Annotated in this window: 25 protein-coding genes, 4 tRNA genes, 1 pseudogene and 1 riboswitch; of the genes and pseudogenes, 11 read left to right on the top strand and 19 right to left on the bottom strand. The window is 57.1% G+C overall.

Annotated elements, in window-relative coordinates; translation table 11 throughout:
- Window positions 1-11: 11 nt before the first annotated feature.
- The 3 genes from FW764_RS02820 (at window position 12) to FW764_RS02810 (ending at window position 1,288) form a co-directional block, all read left to right on the top strand.
- A complete protein-coding gene (locus tag FW764_RS02820; RefSeq protein ID WP_446432656.1) occupies window positions 12-737 on the top strand; it encodes a hypothetical protein in 726 nt (241 codons plus the stop codon).
- A gap of 80 nt (window positions 738-817) precedes the next feature.
- On the top strand, window positions 818-1,000 hold the full coding sequence (locus tag FW764_RS02815) for a helix-turn-helix transcriptional regulator (protein WP_446433074.1): 183 nt from the start codon (window positions 818-820) through the stop codon (window positions 998-1,000).
- A gap of 75 nt (window positions 1,001-1,075) precedes the next feature.
- Window positions 1,076-1,288, top strand: a complete 213-nt coding sequence (locus tag FW764_RS02810; protein ID WP_057703305.1) for a DUF4224 domain-containing protein — start codon at window positions 1,076-1,078, stop codon at window positions 1,286-1,288.
- Between the two features lie 69 nt (window positions 1,289-1,357).
- On the opposite strand, the gene FW764_RS02805 is transcribed toward FW764_RS02810, so the two are convergent.
- Entirely contained in the window at window positions 1,358-2,356 is a 999-nt protein-coding gene (locus FW764_RS02805; protein ID WP_446432655.1) for a DUF4238 domain-containing protein, read from the bottom strand.
- Between the two features lie 851 nt (window positions 2,357-3,207).
- Between FW764_RS02805 and FW764_RS02800 the strand changes: the two genes are divergently transcribed.
- Window positions 3,208-3,663 carry a trypco2 family protein gene (locus tag FW764_RS02800; protein WP_446432654.1) on the top strand — a complete coding sequence of 152 codons (456 nt, stop codon included), beginning with the start codon at window positions 3,208-3,210 and terminating at the stop codon, window positions 3,661-3,663.
- A 141-nt stretch (window positions 3,664-3,804) separates the two neighbouring features.
- Window positions 3,805-4,356 carry a hypothetical protein gene (locus FW764_RS02795; RefSeq protein ID WP_446432653.1) on the top strand — a complete coding sequence of 184 codons (552 nt, stop codon included), beginning with the start codon at window positions 3,805-3,807 and terminating at the stop codon, window positions 4,354-4,356.
- 208 nt (window positions 4,357-4,564) lie between these two features.
- Here FW764_RS02795 and FW764_RS02790 read toward each other — a convergent pair whose 3' ends face one another.
- Window positions 4,565-5,044 carry a hypothetical protein gene (locus FW764_RS02790; protein WP_446432652.1) on the bottom strand — a complete coding sequence of 160 codons (480 nt, stop codon included), beginning with the start codon at window positions 5,042-5,044 and terminating at the stop codon, window positions 4,565-4,567.
- A gap of 238 nt (window positions 5,045-5,282) precedes the next feature.
- Window positions 5,283-5,359, bottom strand: a tRNA-Arg gene (locus tag FW764_RS02785).
- 322 nt (window positions 5,360-5,681) lie between these two features.
- Here FW764_RS02785 and FW764_RS02780 point away from each other — a divergent pair.
- The 3 genes from FW764_RS02780 (at window position 5,682) to FW764_RS02770 (ending at window position 6,815) form a co-directional block, all read left to right on the top strand.
- A complete protein-coding gene (locus FW764_RS02780) occupies window positions 5,682-5,906 on the top strand; it encodes a hypothetical protein (RefSeq protein ID WP_446432651.1) in 225 nt (74 codons plus the stop codon).
- A gap of 10 nt (window positions 5,907-5,916) precedes the next feature.
- The gene (locus FW764_RS02775; RefSeq protein ID WP_446432650.1) at window positions 5,917-6,096 is read left to right on the top strand and encodes a PA3371 family protein; all 180 of its coding nucleotides are present in this window, start codon (window positions 5,917-5,919) and stop codon (window positions 6,094-6,096) included.
- A gap of 392 nt (window positions 6,097-6,488) precedes the next feature.
- Complete coding sequence (locus tag FW764_RS02770; RefSeq protein WP_446432649.1) at window positions 6,489-6,815, top strand: Arc family DNA-binding protein; 327 nt, start codon at window positions 6,489-6,491, stop codon at window positions 6,813-6,815.
- A gap of 102 nt (window positions 6,816-6,917) precedes the next feature.
- Here the strand turns inward: FW764_RS02770 and mgtE are convergent, their stop codons facing one another.
- The 8 genes from mgtE to ltaE form a co-directional block, all read right to left on the bottom strand.
- Window positions 6,918-8,360, bottom strand: coding sequence for a magnesium transporter (mgtE, locus tag FW764_RS02765; protein ID WP_446432648.1), 1,443 nt, complete (start codon window positions 8,358-8,360; stop codon window positions 6,918-6,920).
- A gap of 337 nt (window positions 8,361-8,697) precedes the next feature.
- Window positions 8,698-8,774, bottom strand: a tRNA-Arg gene (locus FW764_RS02760).
- 72 nt (window positions 8,775-8,846) lie between these two features.
- Window positions 8,847-8,923, bottom strand: a tRNA-Arg gene (locus FW764_RS02755).
- Between the two features lie 108 nt (window positions 8,924-9,031).
- Window positions 9,032-9,122 (bottom strand) — tRNA-Ser (locus FW764_RS02750).
- A 62-nt stretch (window positions 9,123-9,184) separates the two neighbouring features.
- Window positions 9,185-9,373 carry a carbon storage regulator CsrA gene (gene csrA, locus FW764_RS02745; protein WP_003175645.1) on the bottom strand — a complete coding sequence of 63 codons (189 nt, stop codon included), beginning with the start codon at window positions 9,371-9,373 and terminating at the stop codon, window positions 9,185-9,187.
- Between the two features lie 173 nt (window positions 9,374-9,546).
- The gene (locus FW764_RS02740; RefSeq protein WP_083357158.1) at window positions 9,547-10,788 is read right to left on the bottom strand and encodes an aspartate kinase; all 1,242 of its coding nucleotides are present in this window, start codon (window positions 10,786-10,788) and stop codon (window positions 9,547-9,549) included.
- A gap of 97 nt (window positions 10,789-10,885) precedes the next feature.
- A complete protein-coding gene (gene alaS, locus FW764_RS02735) occupies window positions 10,886-13,504 on the bottom strand; it encodes an alanine--tRNA ligase (RefSeq protein ID WP_446432647.1) in 2,619 nt (872 codons plus the stop codon).
- 146 nt (window positions 13,505-13,650) lie between these two features.
- On the bottom strand, window positions 13,651-14,655 hold the full coding sequence (gene ltaE, locus FW764_RS02730; protein ID WP_446432646.1) for a low-specificity L-threonine aldolase: 1,005 nt from the start codon (window positions 14,653-14,655) through the stop codon (window positions 13,651-13,653).
- A gap of 190 nt (window positions 14,656-14,845) precedes the next feature.
- Window positions 14,846-15,015: riboswitch (FMN riboswitch) on the top strand.
- 113 nt (window positions 15,016-15,128) lie between these two features.
- On the opposite strand from ltaE, the gene FW764_RS02725 reads away from it, so the two are divergent.
- The 3 genes from FW764_RS02725 (at window position 15,129) to FW764_RS02715 (ending at window position 16,985) form a co-directional block, all read left to right on the top strand.
- Complete coding sequence (locus tag FW764_RS02725; protein ID WP_446432645.1) at window positions 15,129-15,638, top strand: 6,7-dimethyl-8-ribityllumazine synthase; 510 nt, start codon at window positions 15,129-15,131, stop codon at window positions 15,636-15,638.
- A 151-nt stretch (window positions 15,639-15,789) separates the two neighbouring features.
- Window positions 15,790-16,674 (top strand): calcium-binding protein, encoded by an 885-nt coding sequence (locus FW764_RS02720; RefSeq protein WP_446432644.1) that lies wholly within the window; start codon window positions 15,790-15,792, stop codon window positions 16,672-16,674.
- A gap of 38 nt (window positions 16,675-16,712) precedes the next feature.
- Window positions 16,713-16,985 carry a hypothetical protein gene (locus FW764_RS02715; protein WP_446432643.1) on the top strand — a complete coding sequence of 91 codons (273 nt, stop codon included), beginning with the start codon at window positions 16,713-16,715 and terminating at the stop codon, window positions 16,983-16,985.
- Here the strand turns inward: FW764_RS02715 and astE are convergent.
- The 8 genes and pseudogenes from astE to FW764_RS02675 form a co-directional block, all read right to left on the bottom strand.
- Window positions 16,982-17,986, bottom strand: coding sequence for a succinylglutamate desuccinylase (astE, locus tag FW764_RS02710; protein WP_446432642.1), 1,005 nt, complete (start codon window positions 17,984-17,986; stop codon window positions 16,982-16,984). The two genes, FW764_RS02715 and astE, sit on opposite strands and share 4 nt — an antisense overlap.
- An 11-nt stretch (window positions 17,987-17,997) precedes the next feature.
- A complete protein-coding gene (locus tag FW764_RS02705; protein ID WP_003214319.1) occupies window positions 17,998-18,288 on the bottom strand; it encodes a hypothetical protein in 291 nt (96 codons plus the stop codon).
- A 37-nt stretch (window positions 18,289-18,325) separates the two neighbouring features.
- On the bottom strand, window positions 18,326-19,672 hold the full coding sequence (astB, locus tag FW764_RS02700) for an N-succinylarginine dihydrolase (RefSeq protein ID WP_446432641.1): 1,347 nt from the start codon (window positions 19,670-19,672) through the stop codon (window positions 18,326-18,328).
- A 175-nt stretch (window positions 19,673-19,847) separates the two neighbouring features.
- A complete protein-coding gene (gene astD / locus FW764_RS02695) occupies window positions 19,848-21,317 on the bottom strand; it encodes a succinylglutamate-semialdehyde dehydrogenase (protein ID WP_446433073.1) in 1,470 nt (489 codons plus the stop codon).
- A complete protein-coding gene (astA, locus tag FW764_RS02690; protein ID WP_446432640.1) occupies window positions 21,314-22,339 on the bottom strand; it encodes an arginine N-succinyltransferase in 1,026 nt (341 codons plus the stop codon). The genes astD and astA overlap by 4 nt, the downstream gene beginning before the upstream one ends.
- Before the next feature lie 51 nt (window positions 22,340-22,390).
- Entirely contained in the window at window positions 22,391-23,410 is a 1,020-nt protein-coding gene (gene aruF, locus FW764_RS02685) for an arginine/ornithine succinyltransferase subunit alpha (protein ID WP_446432639.1), read from the bottom strand.
- An 11-nt stretch (window positions 23,411-23,421) separates the two neighbouring features.
- Window positions 23,422-23,595: pseudogene (locus FW764_RS02680) on the bottom strand (hypothetical protein); the annotation flags it as partial.
- A 7-nt stretch (window positions 23,596-23,602) separates the two neighbouring features.
- Complete coding sequence (locus tag FW764_RS02675) at window positions 23,603-24,823, bottom strand: aspartate aminotransferase family protein (protein WP_446432638.1); 1,221 nt, start codon at window positions 24,821-24,823, stop codon at window positions 23,603-23,605.
- Window positions 24,824-24,976: the final 153 nt, after the last annotated feature.

The following is a 24,976-nucleotide window of genomic DNA, read 5'->3' as shown; positions in this document are numbered from 1 at the left end:
GGAACATTGAAATGCAACTTTCCACAATTGATCGAGACAACCTGAACCCTGCACTACAGGAACGTCTTGCTTGTTTCGAGATTAACCGAGACGCGTATATTACTCTGCAAAACCAGTACACAGAAGTTTTACAAGAAAACCAACGACTCACACAGAAAGCCGCCGAACTTGAAGGCCAGGCCAACCGCACCGACGCATCCTGGAATGCTCAAGGCAAGTCAGGCACCATCGACCAGGTTAAAATCAACGAAGAAATTGAACGTAGTGCTCAACTCAGGAAGGACGCCCAGGCATTACGCCTAACCGCCGAAGCACGAACCGGAATCGAAAATAACTTGGTTATCCAAGTAGCAGAAGCACGCTTGAAGCTGGTGGGCACCCCGGATTCGATCAACAAAGATCTTCAACAGATTCTTTTGGATAAGGCGTTAAAGCAGGAAGGCACATTCGATATTCTGTTGGAGTTGTTTGCCTTATCCAGCGCTGTATTCCTCAAAAGTCTTGATGAGCATGAGGTTGTGCTCTCTCGCTGCAACACCACGCAAGAACGACAAGCGAAAATCCACGAACTCACCTGGATTACTCTCGGCAAAAAACTTGAAAAGCTATTTGATGGAGCCGAGAAAGACACACTGGCACCAACATTGGCAACTATGCCTCCTGCCGTACAGAAAGAAGCAGTAGTAAATACTACCGCCGCCCTTCTGAAACTTAAGCGGACAAAGGTCGCGCCCTGAGATTCATCAGCCAGTCGGTCTAGGAGTCTCGCAAAGGCTCTGATCGTAGGGAGCCAAACGTGAGTAAGCTGGATCGTTTCATGCGGGAAAAGGACGTGCTCGATGCCACCTCCCTTTCCCGAACCACCCTCTGGCGAGTTATAAAAAGCGGACAGTTCCCAAGACCTGTCCGTATCTCACCAGGTCGCGTTGGATGGCGTGAGTCAGCAATCATTGCTTGGCAGGAAAATCCTGGCAAGTGGTGCTCCACAGATGCCCTGTGACTCATCCTTCCAGATAACTTCGCCCCAGCCGCAGCGCTAGGCTGCCTGGGGCGCTTCACATACGAGGTATACGCTATGAGTTCCCACGTGGACAACGTCTTGGTATTTGCAGACCTCCAACGTATTACCGGCTACCAGCGCCGCTATGATGTCGAGAAGACACTTGCCGAACAGGGCATCCGATTCTTCCGAGGTCGCTGTGGGCCATGGACAACGATTGATCTCATTAACTACGCTGGCGGCATCACAGCGACCAACAGCGAACGCTACAACGCCGATATTTTATGAGGCATCAAGGGAAACCATCCTATGCGAGTAACGCAGCCTCCCCCCGATCAGGGAAAAGCGTGCGGTCGGTCAGACCGTAACACGCCCCTCAAAAGTTCTCCGGTACCGCCTCCCGATGTGCGTTTGGAAGGGACGAATGGCCTTCTCGGTATCACCGATAATATGCACCATCGATTGAGCTGCCACCTTGGCATTGAGCTCCACCACGGTGTCTTCATCAACCCAATTCTTGCCCGATGTGAACCGTTCGGAATCGCAAATTATGTAGGCGATTCGCGGAGAGATCGGATAGTAAAAATCAGCATGTTCAGGTGCGACGAACTCTGTCTCTGAGACACACGGGTGCACGTTGACGACAGGATGGTCTGACGTAATGAAAGGCACATTGGTGTCGTTTACCAATAACGCATGCCTATCATTCTGGCGACTCGCGTACAGGTTGAATCCGATACTCATCCCAAACATGTAGCTTAGAAACCACCAGGCGTGCGCCATCGCGTCGGCCACTTCAATCTCTAGAGCGTTGCGTCGGGGTTGAGCCTGGATCACGCCATCTCGGAAAGGCTTCGTGCGGGAGATCTGGTGTCCAAAGAACATCATGAACTCAATCATGTGCTGGTCATCTTGCAGTACATCAAGTTGCTCATCAGCAAGCGCGGACAACACAGTGAGTGCCCCTTTTTCGTGGGATGCGTGAAGATTCTCCAGCAGGTTGCACTTCATGGCATGAAGATGCAGCTCGGCTTCTTGATTCTGCACACCAGACTCACGATAGATGGCCTCAGCGTGCTGCATCCTCAGGAAGTCATTGAGGTATGACACATGCTGCTGATGAAGACGGTCAGGGCTTTTTCTGGAGAAGCCTTTAATCACTTCCACATGCATGTTGGTAAGCGCAGTGGTCTTGTAGAAATAGTCGTCAGCAGCTATGGCTCGCACGCTGTCGTGGGCAATCTTGCCAGTCTTCGTGGTGTAGAAAACTTTATTCGTGCCGCTTCCCCAGCGGGTCAAATATTTCGCCCAAACGTAATGGTGACGCTTCTTGGCTTCGAGGTCTTTGCGCGACATGGGCGTCCGTTCCATAGGGTGTTGGCTCGCAAGCTCTCAGCCTACGAAGCTCCCGTCAAGCCATTCGTTGTACCTACCTGGGGATGACAGCTCGCCTGCTGACTGGCCAACTTAGCGTCGGTGTCAGGCCGCTCTCGGCTAGTCATTACTACCGCGTGTTCTCGTTAAGGAGATGCAAAGGGTTGACGCCACGAATGCAATTGACTGGTCAGTGAAAACGCAAATATGCAATCACGTCCATGCAATGACGCAAACGCCCCCGCAAGCACTTGCATGTCGAGAAGTGAAAATGAAATAACCAGCCAGACCAGGCTGGAAGCTTTGCACCATAAGGCCTGCACGCTTTCCGTTAGCTCCCACCTCATAAGCATGAACCCCAAGAAAACAAGCCGTTCACTTTGAGAAAACTCCGCCGCCCCCCTATTGCCATTGGGTTTGGTGACTTGAAACGCCGTCAAGAATGGGACGCTGTCTGTGCAATTGGTTGTCATTTTCTTTCAAAACTTTGCACAAAATGAAATTGACGATTGCCTGGGAGGCCCCGCGGCCCGCCTGGGCTGGAGGATGGTTTGCACTACAACTGTGTTTGCAAAAAAAACGCACATGGAGCGCGTCGGCGGGAGGGGGATAAGTGCTTTTTCGAACGTTTTTTTTTCGAGCCGATATTTTCCAAACCCATTCTCGCAACTGGGGTCGGTGAGGAGGGCCTAGGCGCGAGTCGCGACGAATAGCCCCCCTGAGTACGCTCGGATGAACGAGGAGCTTGTGGTTCCGGGAGAAGAGTCTCGTGTACGACGGACAGGGTGTGGCGAGTCTTGGGCTATCATCTTTCTTTTTCAGGAATTAAGAAGATGAAGGGGAAGATCAGCCTCGTTGATTTCATCAAGGAAGTGAAAAACGAGCTCCGCGCCGCTGTTGATAATGATGACCCATTTTTCGAAATGGGAGATGTTGAGCTGGAAGTCACTTTCGCGCTGGATATCTCCGGAAAGGCTGGGGTGAAGCTGGTGGTTGCGGAGTTAGGGGGCGAAACAAAGGCCACACAGACTCATAAAGTAAAGATAACTCTTCACCCTTTCGTCGAGTCGGAAGACTCACAATCAACGGGCGAAACAGTCAAGGGAATGACAAAACCGGTGCGTTACAATGGCAAAAAAATCCAGGTCAATACTGTAGTGACGCGCCCCCACACGGCTCCTCAAGCGAAGCTGACCCAGCGCCCACTCGCTTCTAAATCAGTACCAAAAAAACCAACGGCGTCAAAGCCATCACCTACGACGATCAAGTCTCGTCCCAAAGCGGGATGAAAAGCTCCACAAGCGTGTAAAAGAATTGCTTACGGCCGGCTTGGGCATCAGGGCAGTTGCGAGACACGCCAACTGCTCCACAACTACCGTCCTCAAAATCCGCGACAAACTTACAGAGCAAAGTGACCGGTCGAGGAGAGTATGAAATATCAACCCTATATGACTGTGTTTGCACACAGCACCAACATAAGAGTTCTGTTGGCGATGATGCACAACCTCAAAGCTCATGACGACTCTCCAAAGCATATGGTACCTCCAGCGGTATTTATGGCTTTCACCATCGAGGGGTTCCTAAACACGCTAGGTTCAGAGCGCATTCCCGGATGGGAAGAACTGGAACGAATGCCTTGGAAAACGAAAATCTCGCTATTGCATTCCTTCGTTGGAGCTTCGCCCGATTGGAGTCGGCCTCCCCTTCAGTTCGCAAAAAGCATATTTAAGATTCGCGACCATTTAGCGCACGGCAAGCCGGAAACAACCAGAGGACCACGGTTCGATGAGAGGCACGATGCAATCGAATACGCGCACGGGCATACGTTTGAGCCGAAATGGTATTCAGAGCTCTCCAAAGCTTGGGTAAACGAGGCTTATCGCAATCTAACTCATCTGCTCGGCTACCTATCCGAGCTTCACGGGTTCCATTACGAATATCATTTGATGAGCGCAATCGGTGGAATTGATGACATAGAGTGAAAATTGGGCCACCTTGCAACCTCGGGGTACGAGAGCGGTAAATTTCATGAACACATTAGAAAATTGCTCGCCGTAGGTTTTGGTATTCATGCAACAGCTCGTCACGCTAACTGTTATAGCATCGGTGGCCCACCCACGAATTCGCGACACGGTAGATTTGCTGCCTACCTCATACAGAAGTAGGCAACGTATGAAGGCAGCGAGCCGGTCAAAAAAGCGATTGGAGAAGCTTTGCGAAGCTGTCTTCGTTGAAGTTTTCTCTTTCCGGGCCTTTGATAGCCTGATATTCCTTTTTAACGAGCTGCCATTTTGCGTCACCCGTTTCAGCAGTTCTGGTCAAATACACCCGCTCCCATTCCTTGAAGCCCTCAAGATCGACTCTCCCGTGAGACCCAATGCAGAAACGTGCAATCGGAACCACATCAATCACCTTATTGGCGATTCTCAGGGTCAATTGTCGCGCTGCATACGTTCTCGAAATTTCGGTATTTGGCTCCTCCCGGACAGAGATATCTGATCGAGTAATCTCAATCATCCCTTCATGCCGGAGAGGCTCCACCCATTGCTCAATAGCACTGGCCAGAGCAAGGAGCTCCTCCTGCCAAAGCTGAATAACTCGATCAATAGTTTCGCCACTGCGCACATCGCTTTCTTGCTTCTGCCGCGCCAGCTCTACCAGCTTGCTCATTTCACTCATTTTTTTCATCACGCCGAAGTAGGGACACCTCACAGGTATGGTGGCTGAGTGACATCTTTTCAAGTGGGGCGGGTTAATTGAAGTTTGAGGCTCCAAACGCATAGCGATCGGCACAAAAAAGCCCCGTCCGAGCATTGCCCGGCGGGGCTTTTTTTAACCTGCTGCTGCCACCCTGCTGTCACGATGCAATCGAACTGTCAGGAGAATGGCTTGTGAGGCCCGGAATATATGGTGTCCCAGGGCAGGTTCGAACTGCCAACCTTCCCCTTAGGAGGGGGATGCTCTATCCAATTGAGCTACTGGGACAAATGACAGCCATCGGGCCAAAAGCGCAGCGACGGACGGCGTGCATGTTAACGGCCGAGGTCGGTTTTGTCATGTCGTCCGTTGGCTTTTTGAGTGTAGGCCGATCCTTGTACAGACGATTGCGGTTTCGCCCCGTAAACCCGGGCACTTGGCGTCATCGTGCAAATTGCACGCCCTCAAAATAGCCGCATTGCAAATTGCAATGCGTAGCGACCTCAAAATGCCTGTAACTCATTGTTTTTATTGAAATAAAAGGTTGGCACGGGACCTGCAATACTTATCCCATAGACCATTCGCCCCAGCCACTGCGGAGAACAAGAACATGAACAGCGCCCTACTGTTAAGCCTCAACGCCGTGGCCCTGGCTGCACTGGCCATGCTCCACTTTCAATCAACCCAACATGATGTCGCACAAATCAGCCAGCCGGTACCGCACCACCTGCAACAGCGCCCTCAGTTGGCGGTGATGAGCCCGACTGTGCAGTCTCCGATTCGGGTGACCCAAGACGCCCAGGCAGCCCCTGCATCTGAACATTGGGTTTTCTGAGGACACTTTCATGACGAAGACTGCCTGGTTACTCCTGTGCCTGACCCTGGCAAGCGGCCTGTTCGGCATTAGAACAGCTTCGGCAGATGGCCAAACCACAGCTCTCATCGCCACCGGCGTTTTCGCCGGCTTGCTGGTTCTGAAGCTGATCGTGGGGCGCCGCATCAAATTCGATCCTGTGCTGCGCTAAGCCCCCTCCTCGTATCCCTCCCCTACCTTATGTCGCCCTGCCCTAGTAAATCGGCAAATTGCCACTAGTCTTAAACACGAGGGCAAAAGGCCATATTGCTATAGGATGTGCGGCCTCAAACCCTTTCGCGGCTTGGACTTACGAGAAGTTCCCTCGCGGAATCACTCGTTGAAAAGTTTTCAAACCAGTCCGCAAAAATGCAAATGAGTGCTGGCATAAAGCCTTTAGGCAGTTCAATATTTGTCACAGAATTGACGCCAAGGAACTGTCAAATCTGAGGCATGATGCGGCCTCTTTGTAATTCGGGTTGAACTTTGGTCGTGAGCCTTGTCTTAACACTCATCTTGCGGCCAATTCCAAAAACCGCTCCCCTGAACTAACCGGTTAAATATATGCGCCCATTGAAACAGGCAATTTATTCCAGCCGTACGGCTGACAAGTTCGTCGTACGTCTGCCAGACGGAATGCGGGAACGCATTGCCGAAGTGGCTCGCAATCATCACCGCAGCATGAACTCTGAAATCATCGCGCGCATGGAACAGAGCCTCATGCAGGAAGGTGCGTTGGGCGAAGAGTTGAGCATGCGCCTGGATAGCCCAGAGCTGTCACTGCACGAACGCGAACTGCTGCAGCGTTTTCGTCAGCTCTCCCACCGCCAGCAGAATGCTCTCGTCTCGCTTATTGCGCACGACGTTGAGGCGGCCGCAGAAGCCAATTGATCTGCAAATGAAAGCCGAAGCCAGCCACGTGCTGGCTTTTTTTTGCCTGGAATTTGAGTAGAAAAAGCAATGCGGGAGCAGATTTGCTCCCGCGCGTAGGAATCAGAGCAGGAAGATCGTCGCCAGGCCCAGGAAGATAAAGAAGCCACCACTGTCGGTCATGGCGGTGATCATCACACTGGCGCCCATTGCCGGGTCACGCCCAAGACGCGCCAAGGTCATGGGGATCAGCACCCCCATCAGCGCCGCCAATAGCAGGTTGAGAGTCATGGCGGCCGTCATCACGACGCCTAGCGACCAACTGCCATACAGCAAGTACGCCACCACACCGATCACGCCACCCCACACCAAACCGTTGATCAAACCCACGACCAATTCTTTGCGCAGCAGGCGCGAGGAGTTAGCGGTACTCACCTGATCCAGCGCCATTGCGCGCACGATCATGGTGATGGTTTGATTACCGGAGTTACCACCGATACCCGCCACAATCGGCATCAGCGCCGCAAGGGCTACCAGTTTCTCGATAGAGCCCTCAAACAGCCCGATCACACGCGAAGCGATAAAGGCGGTGATCAGGTTGATCGCCAGCCAAGCCCAACGGTTATGCAGGGAACGCCAGACCGAGGCAAAAATATCCTCCTCTTCACGCAAACCTGCCATGTTGAGGACTTCGGTTTCACTCTCTTCACGAATCAGGTCGACCATTTCGTCAATGGTCAAACGGCCGATGAGCTTACCGTTCTTGTCGACCACCGGGGCCGAGATCAAGTCGTAACGCTCAAACGCCTGCGCAGCCTCATAGGCGTCTTCATCCGGGTGAAAACTCACGGTATCGCTGGCCATCAGATCCGCAACTTTCTTGTCCGGATCATTCACCAGCAGGCGCTTGATCGGCAGCACGCCCTTAAGAATGCCTTCGTAGTCGACCACGAACAATTTGTCGGTATGGCCGGGCAATTCTTTGAGGCGGCGCAGGTAACGCAATACCACTTCCAGGCTGACGTCTTCGCGGATGGTGACCATCTCGAAGTCCATCAACGCACCGACCTGATCCTCGTCGTAGGACAACGCCGAGCGCACGCGCTCACGTTGCTGGCTGTCGAGAGCTTCCATCAGCTCATGGACAACATCACGGGGCAGCTCGGGGGCAAGGTCAGCCAGCTCGTCGGCGTCCATCTCCTTGGCCGCAGCCAGAAGTTCGTGATCGTCCATGTCGGCGATCAGGGTTTCACGGACCGAGTCGGATACTTCGAGAAGAATATCGCCGTCGCGATCAGCCTTGACCAACTGCCAAAGGGTCAGTCGATCGTCCAGCGGCAAGGCTTCAAGGATATAGGCGACGTCGGCGGAGTGCAGGTCGTCGAGCTTGCGCTGCAACTCGACGAGGTTTTGCCGGTGAACCAGGTTTTCAACACGGTCGTGGTGCGGACCTTCCTGGCGGTGCGTGAGGTCTTCGACCACGCGCTGACGCTGCAGCAGCTCGATAACCTGAGCCAAACGATCCTGCAGGCTGTCTTGTGTTTTCTTTACTTCTACTTCGGTCATAGGCGAACTCCACTCCCAGCAGCGGGGCACGCCGGAAGGATCAATCAGTCAATTCATGATTGGAAAAACGGGGTACTGAGCAACTACTGGGTAAGTCCATGGAGGTATTCCACAAGCCCCGGCGGGGCTGACGGGCGCAATGATACACCTTACGTCCGTTTTAAACGTTAAAAAACTGGAAAGAACAAGCGCTTGCGAGCCAAATGTAAGCATTGGCTGCACCTAGAAGTGCGACGACGCAGACTGAAGAGAAAACACATGCAGCAGGGGAAAAGATGAAACCCTAGCCAAATCCCAGACGGCAAAAAGCCCGCACTAGGCGGGCTTTTTGTTTGTATGGTGCACTCGACAGGATTCGAACCTGTGACCGCTCGGTTCGTAGCCGAGTACTCTATCCAGCTGAGCTACGAGTGCAGATTGTGTTTTTATACCAGGTCACAACTGGTTGACGCCGAGTCACCTGCATCACTGCAACTGACTCTTAAATGGTGCACTCGACAGGATTCGAACCTGTGACCGCTCGGTTCGTAGCCGAGTACTCTATCCAGCTGAGCTACGAGTGCATTTGTTGCCGCGCATTATAGGCCGCTCAATCTCTATGTAAAGCTATTTTTTCGAGTAATTTCAACAACTTACCGAAAAAACCAGATTGCAACGTACTAAGCAAATAATGGCGGAGAACGGGGGATTCGAACCCCCGACACCCTTTTGAGGTGTACTCCCTTAGCAGGGGAGCGCCTTCGGCCACTCGGCCAGCTCTCCGCAACACGGGGCGTATATTAACCACGTTCATCCCCGTTTGCAAACATAAAAAACGATAAAAATTAAAGGCTTGGTTCTTCGTCCTTCTCTTTCTTGATCCGCAGGTAGATTTCCTCGCGGTGAACCGCTACCTCTTTCGGAGCGTTAACCCCGATACGTACTTGATTGCCTTTGACGCCGAGCACGGTCACGGTGATTTCGCCATCACCGATAATCAGGCTTTCTGCGCAACGACGAGTCAGAATCAGCATACCTTTCTCCTCACGCATTTCAGTTCAGGAACAACAGTCTGCAAAAAAAGGCCTTCGACCTAGAACCCAAAGGTCATAGCCCTACCCGCCTAAGTATTGTCGAACGCACCAAAAAGACATGCACTCGACAAAAAAATGAAAGGCGCGGTAAGCCGCGCCCTCCTGGCATTGCATCACTCGCCCGGTCGGGCCGGAGCGTCCAGCTCAAAAGCGGTATGCAGTGAGCGTACAGCCAGTTCCAGGTACTTCTCTTCGATGACCACCGAGACTTTGATTTCCGAAGTGGAGATCATCTGGATGTTGATGCTTTCCTTGGCCAAGGCACCGAACATACGGCTGGCAACACCCGCATGGGAACGCATGCCCACCCCCACGATCGACACCTTGGCAATCTTGATATCGCCGATCACTTCACGGGCGCCAATCTGGCTCGCGGTGTTCTCCAGGATCTTGTGAGCCGCATCGTACTCGTTGCGGTGCACGGTGAAGGTGAAATCGGTGGTGTTATCGTGCGAAACGTTCTGCACGATCATGTCGACTTCAACATTCGCGTCGCTGATAGGCCCGAGAATCTTGAAGGCCACGCCCGGAGTATCCGGCACACCACGGATCGTCAGCTTGGCTTCATCGCGGTTGAAAGCGATGCCGGAAATGATCGGCTGTTCCATGGATTCCTCTTCATCAATAGTAATGAGGGTGCCCGGCCCCTCTTTGAAGCTGTGCAATACGCGCAGCGGAACGTTGTACTTGCCGGCGAACTCCACCGCACGGATCTGCAATACCTTGGAACCGAGGCTGGCCATTTCCAGCATCTCTTCAAAGGTGATCTTGTCCAGGCGCTGGGCCACGGACACCACACGCGGGTCGGTGGTGTACACGCCGTCCACATCGGTATAGATCTGGCATTCATCAGCCTTCAGAGCTGCCGCCAGCGCTACGCCAGTGGTGTCCGACCCCCCACGCCCGAGCGTGGTGATGTTGCCGTGCTCGTCCACCCCCTGGAAGCCCGCTACAACTACCACGCGGCCTGCTTTCAGATCAGTACGAATTTTCTGATCATCAATCTGCAGGATGCGCGCTTTGGTATGTGCGCTGTCGGTCAGAATGCGCACCTGACTGCCAGTGTAGGACACTGCCGGCACACCACGTTTATTCAACGCCATGGCCAACAAAGCGATGGTCACCTGCTCGCCGGTGGACACAATCACATCCAGTTCACGCGGCAGCGGCTGCTGGTCACCACTGATTGCCTTGGCCAGATCGATCAGGCGATTGGTCTCGCCGCTCATGGCCGACAGCACCACCACCAGGTCGTCCCCGGCATCGCGGAATTTCTTAACCTTGTCGGCGACCTGCTCGATTCTTTCGACAGAGCCGACCGAGGTGCCTCCGAATTTCTGTACGATCAAAGCCATTTCTAAGCCGCCTCAGCCCGTAAAGGGGCGCCCAATAAACAAATCTTCAAGCAGCCGAGCGAGCCCATGACTATTCCATAGGCTCAACACCAGCGCCTTAAATGCCGGCTTCGACAAACGGCACGGTCAAGGCCAGGGCCGCGTCCAGGCTGCCGGCGTCTACACCACCGCCTTGCGCCATGTCCGGACGACCTCCGCCCTTCCCGCCCACTGCCGCAGCGGCTTGCTTCATCAAATCACCGGCCTTGAGTTGGCCAGTCAGGTCTTTGGTTACGCCGGCAACCAGAACGACCTTTTCCTCATGGACACCGCCGAGCAGGATCACTGCGCGGCCGAGCTTGTTCTTCAACTGATCGACCAAGGCCAACAGCGCCTTGCCGTCCTGACCGTCCAGGCGTACCGCGAGGACTTTCACGCCCTTGACGTCCAGTGCTTGAGCCGACAAATCGTCGCCTGCCGCGCTGGCGGCCTTGGCTTGCAACTGCTCCAGCTGTTTCTCCAGCGCACGGTTGCGCTCCAGTACGGCGGACAGTTTGTCGATCAGATTGTCGCGGCTGCCCTTGACCAGGCCGGCCGCTTCCTTGAGTTGTTCTTCAGCCGCATTGAGGTAGGCCAGGGCCGCCGCACCGGTGACCGCTTCAATGCGACGCACACCGGAGGCCACACCGCCTTCGCTGATGATTTTCAGCAGGCCAATGTCGCCGGTACGATTGGCGTGGATACCACCACACAGCTCCACCGAGAAGCTGCCGCCCATGCTCAGTACACGCACTTCGTCGCCGTACTTCTCGCCGAACAGCGCCATGGCGCCTTTCTTCTTGGCGGTTTCAATATCGGTTTCTTCGGTTTCCACCGGGGAGTTCTTGCGAATCTGAGCGTTGACGATGTCTTCCAGCGCTTTGATCTGCTCAGGCTTGATCGCTTCAAAGTGGCTGAAGTCAAAACGCAGGCGCTGGCTGTCGACCAACGAACCCTTCTGCTGCACGTGCTCACCCAATACCTGACGCAACGCGGCGTGCAGCAAGTGAGTGGCCGAATGGTTCAAAGCGGTTGCATGCCGTACGTCGGCATCGACCTGAGTGTCTACCGGCGCGCCGACGGTTAAGTTGCCCAATACCAACACGCCGTGGTGCAGGAACGCACCGCCGGTCTTGGTGGTGTCGCGCACCTCAAAGCGACCGGACGTCGAGCTCAAGAAGCCACAGTCACCCACCTGGCCACCCGATTCGGCGTAGAACGGCGTCTGGTCCAGAACCACTACCGCCTCTTCGCCTTCGTTCAATACGTCGACCGATTTGCCGTCTTTATAGATGGCAATAATTTTAGCCGAGCCAACGGTGGCCTGATAGCCAGTGAACTGTGTGGCCACATCCACCTTGACCAAGGTGTTGTAGTCCAGGCCAAAGGAGCTGGCGGAGCGGGCGCGCACACGCTGGGCTTCCATCTCACGTTCAAAACCTGCTTCATCGACGGTCAGCTCGCGCTCGCGGGCGATGTCGGCGGTCAAGTCCATCGGAAAACCGTAGGTGTCATACAGCTTGAACACCACGTCGCCCGGCACCACGGTGCCTTTGAGCTCGGCCAAGTCCTGCTCGAGGATCTTCAAGCCGTGTTCCAGGGTCTTGGAGAACTGCTCTTCTTCAGCCTTGAGCACGCGCTCGATGTTGGCCTGCTGCTGCTTGAGTTCCGGGAAGGCATCGCCCATCTCGGCCACCAGCGCAGCAACAATCTTGTAGAAGAAGCTACCCGTGGCGCCCAGCTTATTACCGTGACGGCAGGCGCGACGGATAATACGGCGCAACACATAGCCGCGACCTTCGTTCGACGGCAATACACCGTCAGCGATCAAAAAGCCGCACGAACGGATGTGGTCCGACACAACCTTGAGCGAAGACTGGTTGTCGTTGGCGCAACCAATGGCGGCGGCCGAAGCGCTGAGCAGGTTGGTGAACAGGTCGATCTCGTAGTTGGAATGAACGTGCTGCATCACCGCGCTGATCCGCTCCAGGCCCATGCCGGTGTCGACCGACGGTGCTGGCAATGGATGCAACACGCCGTCGGCGGTGCGGTTGAACTGCATGAACACGTTGTTCCAGATTTCGATGTAACGGTCGCCGTCTTCTTCCGGCGAACCGGGTGGGCCGCCCCAGATATCGGCGCCGTGATCGTAGAAAATCTCGGTGCACGGGCCGCACGGGCCGGTATCGCCCATGGTCCAGAAGTTATCGGACGCGTAAGGCGCACCCTTGTTGTCGCCGATGCGAATCATGCGTTCGACGGGCACGCCGATTTCTTTGGTCCAGATGTCATACGCTTCGTCATCCGTCGCATAAACAGTCACCCAGAGCTTTTCCTTGGGCAGCTTCAATACGCCGGTCAGGAAGGTCCAGGCGAAGGTAATCGCATCTTTCTTAAAATAGTCGCCGAAGCTGAAGTTACCCAGCATTTCGAAGAATGTGTGATGGCGAGCGGTGTAACCGACGTTTTCCAGGTCACTGTTCTTGCCGCCGGCGCGTACACACTTCTGGCTGCTGGTGGCGCGGGTGTAGGCGCGCTTTTCCTGGCCCAGGAAGCAGTCCTTGAACTGGTTCATCCCCGCGTTAGTGAACAGCAGGGTTGGGTCATTGCCTGGGATCAAGGAGCTGGAGGCGACACGGGTGTGACCTTGCTCTTCGAAGAAGCGAAGGAAGGCTTCACGGATTTCTGCGCTTTTCATTAGGTTCTTCCACGGAGGCTGCGGCCAAAGGCCAGTGCTAAACGTCATCAGACGGAGCGACGGCAAAGGGCCGCATTATATCGGCCCTTTGCCCGTGGTACAGCGTGTTTATGTGATAGAAACAGTCAATTAGACGGTCTGCACTGTCATTTTCGGGAAAACTCGACGAATGTCGCCAGCACTTGCTCGATCTGTGCCCGGCTGACGTCCAAGTGAGTGACCATGCGCAAGCGTGAGGCCGCACTCAACGTGATCCCGCGCTCGGCGGCAAACGCCTTCAAGGCCTGCGCCCGATCCCCCATGCCCACGTAGACCATGTTGGTCTGTACCGGCTCTACCGCGTAACCGGCTTTGCGCAGCTCATCGCCCAGCCACTGGGCGTTGGCGTGGTCATCGGCGAGGCGCTGTACCTGGTGATCCAAGGCATACAGCCCTGCTGCCGCCAGCGAACCGGCCTGGCGCATGCCGCCACCGACCATCTTGCGCAGGCGGCGCGCCTTGGCGATCAATGCCGTGGCGCCGCACAACACCGAGCCAATCGGCGCGCCCAGTCCTTTGGACAGGCACACCGATACGGAATCGAAATGCTGGGCAATTTCCCGTGCATCCACGCCTAGCTTGACCGCCGCGTTATAAATACGCGCGCCATCCAGATGCAACGCCAGGCCATGTTCACGCGTAAACGCACGCGCCTTCGCCAAGTACGCCAGCGGTAGCACTTTGCCCTGCATGGTGTTTTCCAACGCCAACAGGCGGGTGCGGGCGAAGTGGAAGTCATCGGGTTTGATCGCCGCCAACACGTGGTCCAAGTCAAGGGAACCGTCATCCTGCACTTCCAGCGGTTGCGGCTGGATCGAACCGAGCACGGCCGCGCCACCGCCTTCATATTTGTAAGTGTGAGCCTGCTGCCCGACGATGTATTCCTCTCCACGCTCGCAGTGGGCCATCAACGCCAGCAGATTGCTCATGGTGCCGGTGGGTACGAACAGTGCAGCGTCGAACCCCAGGCGCTCGGCCAACTCGGCCTCCAGGCGATTAACGCTTGGATCTTCGCCGTAGACATCGTCGCCGCTGACGGCACTGGCCATCGCGTCAAGCATGCCGGGGGTGGGTTGGGTCACGGTGTCGCTACGCAGGTCGATCACAGACATGAAACGTGCCTCTAACGGGTTAGGTAAGTGCCTTTATGGATGATTACTGCGGGCGACGCCACGCAATATCAAGGCCCACGTAGCGTCAATCGAATACCAACCAAACAAACCGATATAGGTTATCGATACGACGCTCGTGCAGTTTTTGAAAAACCATGTTAAAAACTCTGCGCCGCCAGGGTTCTGGCGGCAACGTTCTCAGGGCGGGGTGCAATTCCCCACCGGCGGTAATTGCACGCAATGTGCATAGCCCGCGAGCGCTTGGCGCCTCGAACTGCTCACGCAGGATGGCGACAAGGTCAGCAGACCCGGTGTGATCCCGGGGCCGACGGTCATAGTCCGGATGAAGAGAGAACGGGATTGGCACCTAAGGGCCGCGCGCTGGGTTCATGCTTGCATGACGCAGTGGTTCGTACCCTTAAATCCCATTCGATTCATAACGCCCTGTTTTTTTCTTAAACAGGAGTCAGAACATGCAACCCACCGCAATCGACAGCAAAAGCAAAAACCACCACGGCGAGCGTATCGCGTTTATCCAGGCCTGCTGGCACAAGGATATTGTCGACCAATCGCGTAAAGGCTTCCTCGCCGAAATCATTGCCCAGGGCTACCAGGAATCGGACATCGATTTCTTCGAAGTCGGCGGCGCTTTTGAAATGCCCCTGCACGCCAAGCTGCTGGCCAAGACCGGCCGTTACGCCGGTATCGTTGCTGCGGCATTGGTGGTGGACGGTGGCATCTACCGCCACGAATTCGTCGCCCAATCGGTGGTCAGCGGCCTGATGCAGGTGCAGCTGGAAACCGAAGTGCCGGTGTTCTCGGTATCCCTGACCCCGCATCACTTCCATGCCGGCAGCGAGCACCACACGTTCTTCTATGAGCACTTCGTGCACAAAGGCCAGGAAGCTGCGCGCACCTGCGCCGATACGCTGCACAAGGTGCGCGCTTTCAAGCGCAACGAGCAGCACAAACTCGCTGTCTGAGTCGCGCGCCATAACGCGAAGCCCCGGCCCGCAAAGGTACGGGGCTTTTTTTCGACACTATTTAATTACCGCCACCTCTCATGAGCTTTCCGGTTTAGTAAGCCTGGCGCGCCGTACTACCGCCATCACTTACTGAATAGGGAGAATGCTCATGACCGCAGTAGACCAACACACACTGGAAATACGCCAGATAGCCGCTCAAGGGTTCCATGTCATCAAGGGTGTGGACACGGGACCGGCCAACACTTCCCCTGGTGACCAGCCCGACGCAGAAGCGGGCACCCAAGTATTGCTTCACTCAAGCGACCAACTGACGATCGGACGCAGAGTGACCCCAGATGCGGATCAATTGATTTTCACCACTCAGAACAACGATGACGTGATTACTCTGCAAAAGTACGCGGCAAAATCGCTGGGAACTCACGTGCTAATCAATGGAAAGTCTCGCACGACTCTTCCATCCACAACCCTCCTGATTGAGATCAACGATGAAAAGTTCTGCATCATCCCTGCTTCTCAGGATCAGATTCTGGTAATTATCACGCGAGGTGGCTCCGATTTTGTGCAAATCGATGACGGCATCGAGTCGCCCATCGTCGTGGATACCGGTGAAGGGAACGACTACATTGTTAGCGCTGCATCCACCGCCAACTTTTCCACCGGGCCTGGCGATGACAGCGTGACCGTCTTCCAAGGGTCGAGCCATATCGAAACCGGCCCCGGTGACGATATGATCCTGGCGAAATTTTGCGCAGATATTACAGCCTACGGCGGCCCTGGGAACGATGAAATAGTGGCCGGCGGGACCTCTTTCATTGACGGGGGAGAGGGGAACGATTCTATCGTCGGCGGCAAAGGCCATAGCATTCTCATTGGTGGCCCCGGCGACGATAGCATCGAAGCAGGCACCTCAAGTAACGTCATCTTTGCCGGTGAAGGAAGCAATGACGTCACCCAGCTCAAACCCAATGACACGACTTATCACAACGCCACGACCGAACTGAGCATGAAGTTACCGGCTTCACCTGGAAAGTGAGATAAGGTGAACGCGTTTGCCGATGACCAAGTGGTTTCATGCAGCTCTTTCAGATCGACCCTGCAAACATCCAAGAGAGCGGCATAACGGTCAGAGGCAGCGCACATTTTATCGAGCGGGCCAAGGATGACCTGCGGCTATTGCTCACCTCGCCCATGGGTCAAAAACGCTTGTCGACACTGGTAAGCCGTAGCGCCGCACCGCTTGATTTCGATGCTGACCCTACGACATCGCCTAGCACCGCAAACCCTGAAGCCTTCAGTGAAAATGGTTTGCGCAAGGAGTTAGGACTATCCCCGCCCCCTTACTAAGCTAGGTGCTCCTCGCCGCACGGCACAATAAGGATCCCCGCCCGAAGACCATTCTTCACCTTCGGGTTCGGGAAGATGATGCGGGCGCCCTCCTCCTCGATCACCCAACGGGTCTTGGCCACGTCTTCGGCCAGCAGATACCCCTTCGCCAACGGCGAAAAGTTTTCCACATCCGCCGGTAAGTGCAGCAGGAACGCATCGCTGTGCTTGATGACTTCACGGGACACGGCAAACAGCTGCAAGCCATCCAGGCTCTCGGTCTCAGGCTCTGCGCCCTCGATGATCTGCTTGAGCCGGGCTTCCAGGCGGGACACATCCACCCCCTGGTTCTGCCCGAACGGCCGTGCCTTGCCCAACTCCAACGTGAAGGCTTCGGCCTCCAACTGCTCGTAGGTAAACGCGGTGAAGGTGATCGAGGTTTTATTCTGCAACAGCACGGCTTGCATGCCAGCGGCGCACAGGCGGGCCAGTTCGTGGCGTGAATGCTGACGGCCTTCCTTCCACGGGTACAGCGCGAACTGCTCGATCTTCGAACCCCGAATAGCAGTGTGCAGGTCGTAATGCAGACGCGAACGGCCAGGCAGGCTGAAGAAGCTGCGGGCCAGTTGCTCAAGCTCAGCGGCGCGCATGGCCTCTGGGCCGATATTTTGTTCATGGCGGCCGTTGAACAGCCGGTTGACGTCCAGTTCCAGGTAACGCTCACCGCGGCGCATGGCCTCGGGGTTGCCGAACAGGAACAGAATCCGAGTGCGGGGCTTGATCTCCCCACGGGCAATGCCGTGCAAAAGGCGGTCGAGCAGTTCGATGGGCGCGGTTTCGTTGCCATGGATGCCGGACGACAGCAGCAGGTCGCTGCCGTTGTCCTGGGCCTGCGGCGGGCGCACTTCAAGTGCGCCCTCGCTGAGCCAGCGCATCTGCACGCCATCGACAGTCAGTTGAATTTTTTGCGCCGGTTCGCGACCGGCGAGAGTCAGTTCAAGCAGTTTGCCGAGGGCGAGCATAAGCAGCTTCCTTAGTGGTTGCAGCCAGGGCCGTGGACGTGATCGTCGTCATCACCTTCAACGTCGGCCGGTTCCATTTCCAGTTGCAGGCTCATCAGGTTGGTGGCCAATGGGCGCATCAGCAGATTGGCATATTCGGCGTCGCCCTCTTCCACGTCCACGCCGATCAGCAGTTGGCCACGGCCGTCGTGCTGGATCCAGATTTCTTTGCCCTGCCACACCACGGCAACGCGGGTGCAGGAGGTTTCCAGCTGGGTGCCGTCGGTGTCTTCAAGGATCAGTTTCAGGGTGTCGGTGGTCATAAATAGTTCTCAGCCATAGGGTGTAAATGAGGTGGCGTTAATTGATCTGGAAAGGATAGACCGAGCCCAGTTTAAGGATTTGCGTCAGTTCATCCAATGCCGTCCGGCACTCAAGCAGCAATTGCGGGTCAGCCAGGTCGGTTTCACGCAGGCTGTCGCGGTAGTGCTTGTCGACCCATTGGGTCAGCGTTTCGTACAACGGCGCAGTCATGATAACGCCTGGGTTCACCGCCGCCAGCTCGGTTTCGTTCAAGGCCACGCGCAAGCGCAGGCACGCTGGGCCACCACCGTTCTGCATGCTTTGCTTAAGGTCGAAGACTTTCACTTCGCGGATCAACCCACCGGAGGCCGTCAAGCCTTGCAGGTAGTGCCAGACGCGCTCGTTGGCGCGGCACTCTTCCGGCACGATCAGCAGCATTGAGCCGTCAACGCGGGTCAGCAACTGGCTGTTGAACAGGTAGGAACGCACGGCGTCCTCAACACTGAGCTGGGCGCGTGGTACGCACACCGACTGGAAGTTGCCGCCCAACTTGCCCAACTTGCCTTGCAGCTCGCCCAGCATCTGCTCGGTATTAAGGAACGCGTCCTCGTGATAGAACAGCACCTCGCCGTTGCCCACGGCGATCACGTCGTTGTGGAACACGCCAGCATCGATCACCGACGGGTTCTGCTGGGCGTAGACCACGCCGTCATCCTTCAAGCCGTGCAAGCGCGCGACGGCTTGGGAGGCTTCAAGGGTCTGGCGCGCCGGGTATTTCTGCGGGGCTGGGTAACGGATGTCGAACGCACTGCGGCCGAACACGAAGAACTCGACGCCCGCCTCGCCATAGTCACGACAGAAACGCGTGTGGTTGGCCGCGCCTTCGTCGCCGAACTGCGCCACCGCTGGCAACGCGGCGTGGTGGGCAAAGTGCTTCTGGTCGGCAAACATCGCCCCCAGCACGCGGCTGGTGGTTGGGTGTTCGATGCTACGGTGGTATTTGCAGTTGAGGTTGGCCGCGGTGAAATGCACGCGGCCATCCGCCGTGTCGGCGCTCGGGCTGACGGTGGCGGCGTTGGCCACCCACATGCTCGACGCCGAGCAGTTGGCAACCAACAGCGGCATGGCGTGCTTGGCCGCTTGCTGAATGACCTGGGCGTCGGTGCCGCTGAAACCGAGGTTACGCAAGGCGGCGACATCAGGTCGTTCCTGCGGCGCCAGCACCCCTTGCACAAAGCCCATGTCCATCAGCGCTTTCATTTTCTGCAGGCCCTGCAACGCCGCTTCTTTCGGGTTCGAAGACTGCTGGCTGTTGCTCTGGGACGCGACGTTGCCGTACGACAAACCGCCGTAGTTATGGGTCGGCCCCACTAGACCGTCAAAATTGACTTCATAGGATTTCATCGGCGAGGCTCCACGAACATCTGTTTTTATAGGCATCTGGTGCAGATCTCTATCTGTAACCCGATCAAGTGTGGGAGCTGGCGTGCCTGCGATTGCAGACGACTCGGTCTTTCAGCTGGACCGAGGTGATGCCATCGCAGGCAAGCCAGCTCCCACATTTAGATCAGTGTCAGCTTCACTTCAGCGTTACACCTGGGGTCAGCGTGGCTGGAACCACCAGGCTCGGGGTCTCAAGCGAGGCCACCGGGTACGCGCAATAATCCGCCGCGTAATAAGCACTGGCGCGATGGTTGCCCGAGGCCCCTACCCCACCGAACGGCGCGGTACTGGCGGCGCCGGTCAGTTGTTTGTTCCAGTTGACGATGCCGGCGCGGCTTTCCAACCAGAACTGCTGGTAGCGCGCTTCGGAATCCGACAACAACCCTGCGGCCAAGCCGTACTGGGTGTTGTTGGCCTCGGTGATCGCTGCGGCAAAATCAGCGTAGCGGATCACCTGCAACAGTGGACCGAACAGCTCTTCATCTTCGCGCTCGGTCACACCGGTCACATCGATAATGCCTGGTGTCAGCAACGCGGCCTGATCCTGCGGCTGGGTCATTTCCAACAGCGCCACGGCGCCATTGGCCAACATCAATTCCTGAGCGTCCATCAAGGCCTTGGCCGCGCCAAGGGAAATCACCGAGCCCATGAACGGCGCCGGTTGTTGGTCGAACGCGCCGACCGCAATCGTCGCGCTTACCGCCACCAGACGCGCCAGCAACGCATCGCCCCAGGCGCCTTCCGGCACCAGCAAGCGCCGTGCACAGGTGCACCGCTGGCCAGCAGAAATGAACGCTGACTGGATGATGGTGTAGACCGCCGCATCCGCGTCGGCCACTTCATCCACCACCAGCGGGTTGTTGCCGCCCATTTCCAGGGCCAGGATCTTGTCCGGGCGCCCGGAGAACTGCTGGTGCAAGTGATTGCCGGTGCGGCTCGAGCCAGTGAAAAACAACCCGTCGATACCCGGGTTGGCTGCCAGCGCAATCCCGGTTTCCCGTGCGCCTTGCAGCAGGTTCAGCACACCCGCCGGCAAGCCGGCTTCAATCCAGCACTGCACGGTCAGCTCGGCGACTTTAGGGGTCAGCTCGCTCGGCTTGAACAGCACGGTATTGCCCGCCAGCAACGCTGGGACGATATGCCCGTTCGGCAAGTGGCCTGGGAAGTTGTAAGGGCCAAACACTGCCACCACACCGTGGGGTTTGTGGCGCAATACAGCCGTGGCGTCGCCCAGCGGGCCGCTCTTCTCGCCGGTACGTTCACGGTAGCTTTGCACCGAAATAGCGATCTTGTTGGCCATGCTGATGACTTCGGTGGCCGACTCCCACAGCGGCTTGCCGGTTTCTTCACCGATGCAGCGGGAGATGTCATCAGCGCGGCTTTTCAAGGTGGCGGCGAAGGTTTCCAGCACGCTGATGCGCTCCTCCAGCGGGCGCCGGGCCCAGCCGGGGAACGCCTGGCGTGCCGCCTGCACGGCGGACTCGACTTGCTCGGCGCTGGCGCCATTGCCAGCCCACAGCACCTGCTGGGTCACCGGGTTGCGCGATTCAAACAGTTCACCCTGGCCTGCCAGCCAGCTACCTGCGATATACAGCGAATTCATTATTTCGACTCCCGAGCAGCAGACAACGCAACAGCACGCACTTGATCACCCACCACCAGTTGCAGGCGTTTGGCGGTCTGCGGATCGACCACCAACGTGCCTGCCGCCAGCCGGGCCGGAGCAGCCGTGATGCGGCACTCCTCGCGCTTGCGGTTATGAATCAGGAACGGCGTGGCGTCGTCCCCCGGCGTGCCGATGGCGAGCACCAGCGACTGGCTGTCGCGCACCGCACGGATTTTGCTGGTTTCACATTCCACCGCCGGACCGGCGTCGAAAATATCGACATAGCCCTGGTAGCTGAACCCTTCGCTCTTGAGCATGCTCAGCGCCGGTTCGGTATCCGGATGGACTTTGCCGATCACATTGCGCGCGTCTTCAGACAGGAAGCAACTGTACAGCGGAAACTTGGGCATCAGCTCGGCGATAAACGCCTTGTTGCCTACACCAGTGAGGTAGTCGGCCTGGCTGAACTCCATCTTGAAGAAGTGCCGGCCCAGGCTTTCCCAGAACGGCGAGCGCCCGGCCTCGTTGGACACGCCGCGCATCTCGGCAATGATCTTGTTGCCGAACAGCTGCGGGAATTCAGCGATAAACAGCATGCGCGCCTTGGCCAGCATGCGACCGTTGAGGCCATTGCGGTAATCGGCATGCAGGAACAACGAGCACAATTCGGAATTGCCGGTCAGGTCGTTGGCCAAAAACAGCGTCGGAATCTCGCGGTAGATATTCAGTTCCTGGGAGGCGCTGACGGTCAGGCCGACCCGGAAGTTATACCAAGGCTCGCGCAGGCCGACGGCACCGGCGATGGCAGAAATGCCCACCACACGGCCTTCGTCGTTTTCCAGCACGAACAGATAGTCGGCATCCCCACGCCCGGCTTCGCCGCGAAAGGTTTTTTCCGCCCAACCAACCCGGTGGTTCAGACGCTCTTCGTTGGCCGGCAAAGTGGTGAGGCCGGTGCCGGTGCTGCGCGCCAGATCAATCAGGGCCGGTAAATCGCTGCTGCGTACGGGACGAACGATCATGCTATCTCCTCAGACGGGCCGCCTGCTCCAGGCCACCCGCAAAACTCTGCTTTAAACTGCGACCAGGCGCACGCTGGCACCTTCGCCAACACCCAGGGCTTCGGCGGTTTCCAGGTCCAGGATCACCGGTTTTCCGGGCGCGTAGTCCAGGTCCAGCATCACTGCGCGGTAATCCTGCAACTGCGCGTTGCTTACCAGGTACTGGCGGCCCGCACCCTTGACCATCTCGCCGACCTTCACCGGCACCACGCGGCTCTGGGCGATCGAGCGAATGCCCGAGACCCGCGCATGCAGCGTTGGGCCGCCGTCAAAGATGTCGATGTAATGGTCAGTCTCAAAGCCTTCACGCATCAGGATGTCGAAGGTGATCTGCGCACGCGGGTGCACCTGGCCCATGGCCTCCTGAGCTGCGTCCGGCAGCAGCGGCACGTAGATCGGGTAATGCGGCATCAGTTCGGCGAGGAACGTGCGGCTCTTGAGCCCGCACAGGCGCTCGGCGGCGGCGTAGTTGAGGTCGAAGAAGTTGCGGCCGATGGCGTCCCAGAATGGCGAGTCACCGTTCTCGTCGCTGTAGCCGACGATCTCGGTCACCACCGAGTCGGCAAAGCGCTCGGGGTGGCTGGCGACGAACAACAGGCGGCCACGGGAGTTGAGTTCCGACCACGGTGAACCGATCAGCTCAGGCACCACATAGAAGCTGGTGAGCAGGCTGTTGCCGGTGAGGTCGTGGCACTGGGAAAGCACGTGGATCTTGTTGTGGATCTTCAGCTCGCGGGAGGCGTGCACGAAGGTTTCGTTACGAAAGCTGTAGAACGGCTCCGAGTAACCGGCCGAGGCGACAATGGCCGAGCAGCCGGCGAGCTTGCCGGTCTCGGTGTCTTCGAGCACGAAGAAATAGCTTTCTTCACCGTTGAAACTCACCTCGGCCGCGAAAGACGCTTCGCTGGCGGCGATCTTGTCGCTCAGGCGTTCCACATCATCCGGCAAAGAGGTGACACCAATCGGGCTGTCCGCAGCCAGACGCTGTACCTCGCCCAGATCAGCCATTTGCGCGGGGCGCATCACCAGCATGGTGTCACTCCTTAACTCGAAAAATCATAGGAAAAAATACCGGACATATCTGGAACAACACATATCCCAATGTGGGAGGGGGCTTGCCCCCGATGGCGGTGGTTCAGTACCAGTTGCAGCAACTGACCGTCCGCTATCGGGAGCAAGCCCCCTCCCACATTTGACCCGGCCCAACCAACAAATGTGTATCCATCACGCTTGGGTAAGCGTCTTCACCGCACGTTCAAAACGATCCAGGCCTTCCTGGATATCCGACTCTTCCACCACCAGGCTCGGGGCGAAACGCACCACGTCGGGACCGGCTTGCAGGATCATCAGGTTTTCTTTCTCGGCCGCGTTGAACACGTCCTTGGCCTTGCCTTTGAACGCATCGCTGAGCACGCAACCGATCAGCAGGCCCATGCCGCGCACTTCGGTAAAGATGCCGTACTTCTCGCCGATCTGTTCCAGGCGCGCCTTGAACAGGTCGTGCTTGGCGTTCACGCCAGCCAACACTTCAGGGGTGTTGATCACGTCAATGACAGCTTCGGCCACCGCGCACGCCAGTGGGTTACCGCCGTAGGTGGTGCCGTGGGTGCCGACCACCAAGTGCTTGGCCAGGTCTTCACGGGTGAGCATGGCGGCAATCGGGAAACCGCCGCCCAGGCTCTTGGCGCTGGTGAGGATGTCCGGCACCACGCCGTAGTGTTGGTAGGCAAACAGATGGCCGCTGCGGCCCATGCCGGTTTGCACTTCGTCGAACACCAGCAGCGCGTTGTTGGCGTCGCACAGCTCGCGGGCACCTTGCAGATAAGCCAGTTCGGCCGGCAGCACGCCGCCTTCGCCCTGGATCGGTTCCAGCACCACGGCGCAAGTCTTGTCCGACACGGCGGCTTTCAGCGCCTCCAGGTCGTTATAAGGCACGTGGGTGATGCCGGTGATTTTCGGCCCGAAACCGTCGGAGTACTTCGACTGGCCACCGACGTTAACGGTGAACAGGGTGCGGCCGTGGAAGCTGTTCAGCGCGGCGATGATCTCGTACTTCTCAGTCCCAAAGCGGTCGAACGCCACACGGCGGGCCAGCTTGAACGCGGCCTCGTTGGCTTCGGCGCCGGAGTTGCAGAAGAACACGCGCTCGGCAAAGGTGGCGTCGATCAGCTTATGCGCCAGGCGCAGGGCCGGCTCATTGGTGAACACGTTGGAAACGTGCCACAGCTTGTTGGCCTGCTCGGTCAGTGCACCGACCAGCGCGGGGTGGGCGTGGCCCAGTACGTTAACCGCGATGCCGCCGGCAAAGTCGATCAGCTCGCGGCCAGCCTGGTCCCATACGCGCGAACCTGCGCCGCGCACGGGGATAAAGGCGGCAGGTGCATAGTTGGGAACCATGACCTGGTCGAAATCGGCACGTTGCACCGGGGCTTGCTCAACGGACATCGGAGTCTCCTGAAGAGGAACGCCTGCCTGGAACTGGCGGGCGATGCAGGGATTGTAAGGACAGTTTTCAGCGCCACCTTGTCGCCAAGCGACAACTTCTTATAGCGCCAACCCCGGTTTTACGCGGGTTTACGGCAATGCGACATATTGCAT

The organism is Pseudomonas sp. 1152_12, assembly GCF_052850675.1.
The sequence above is the reverse complement of the archived record's forward strand: the minus strand, read 5'-3'. Positions and strand labels throughout refer to the sequence as shown.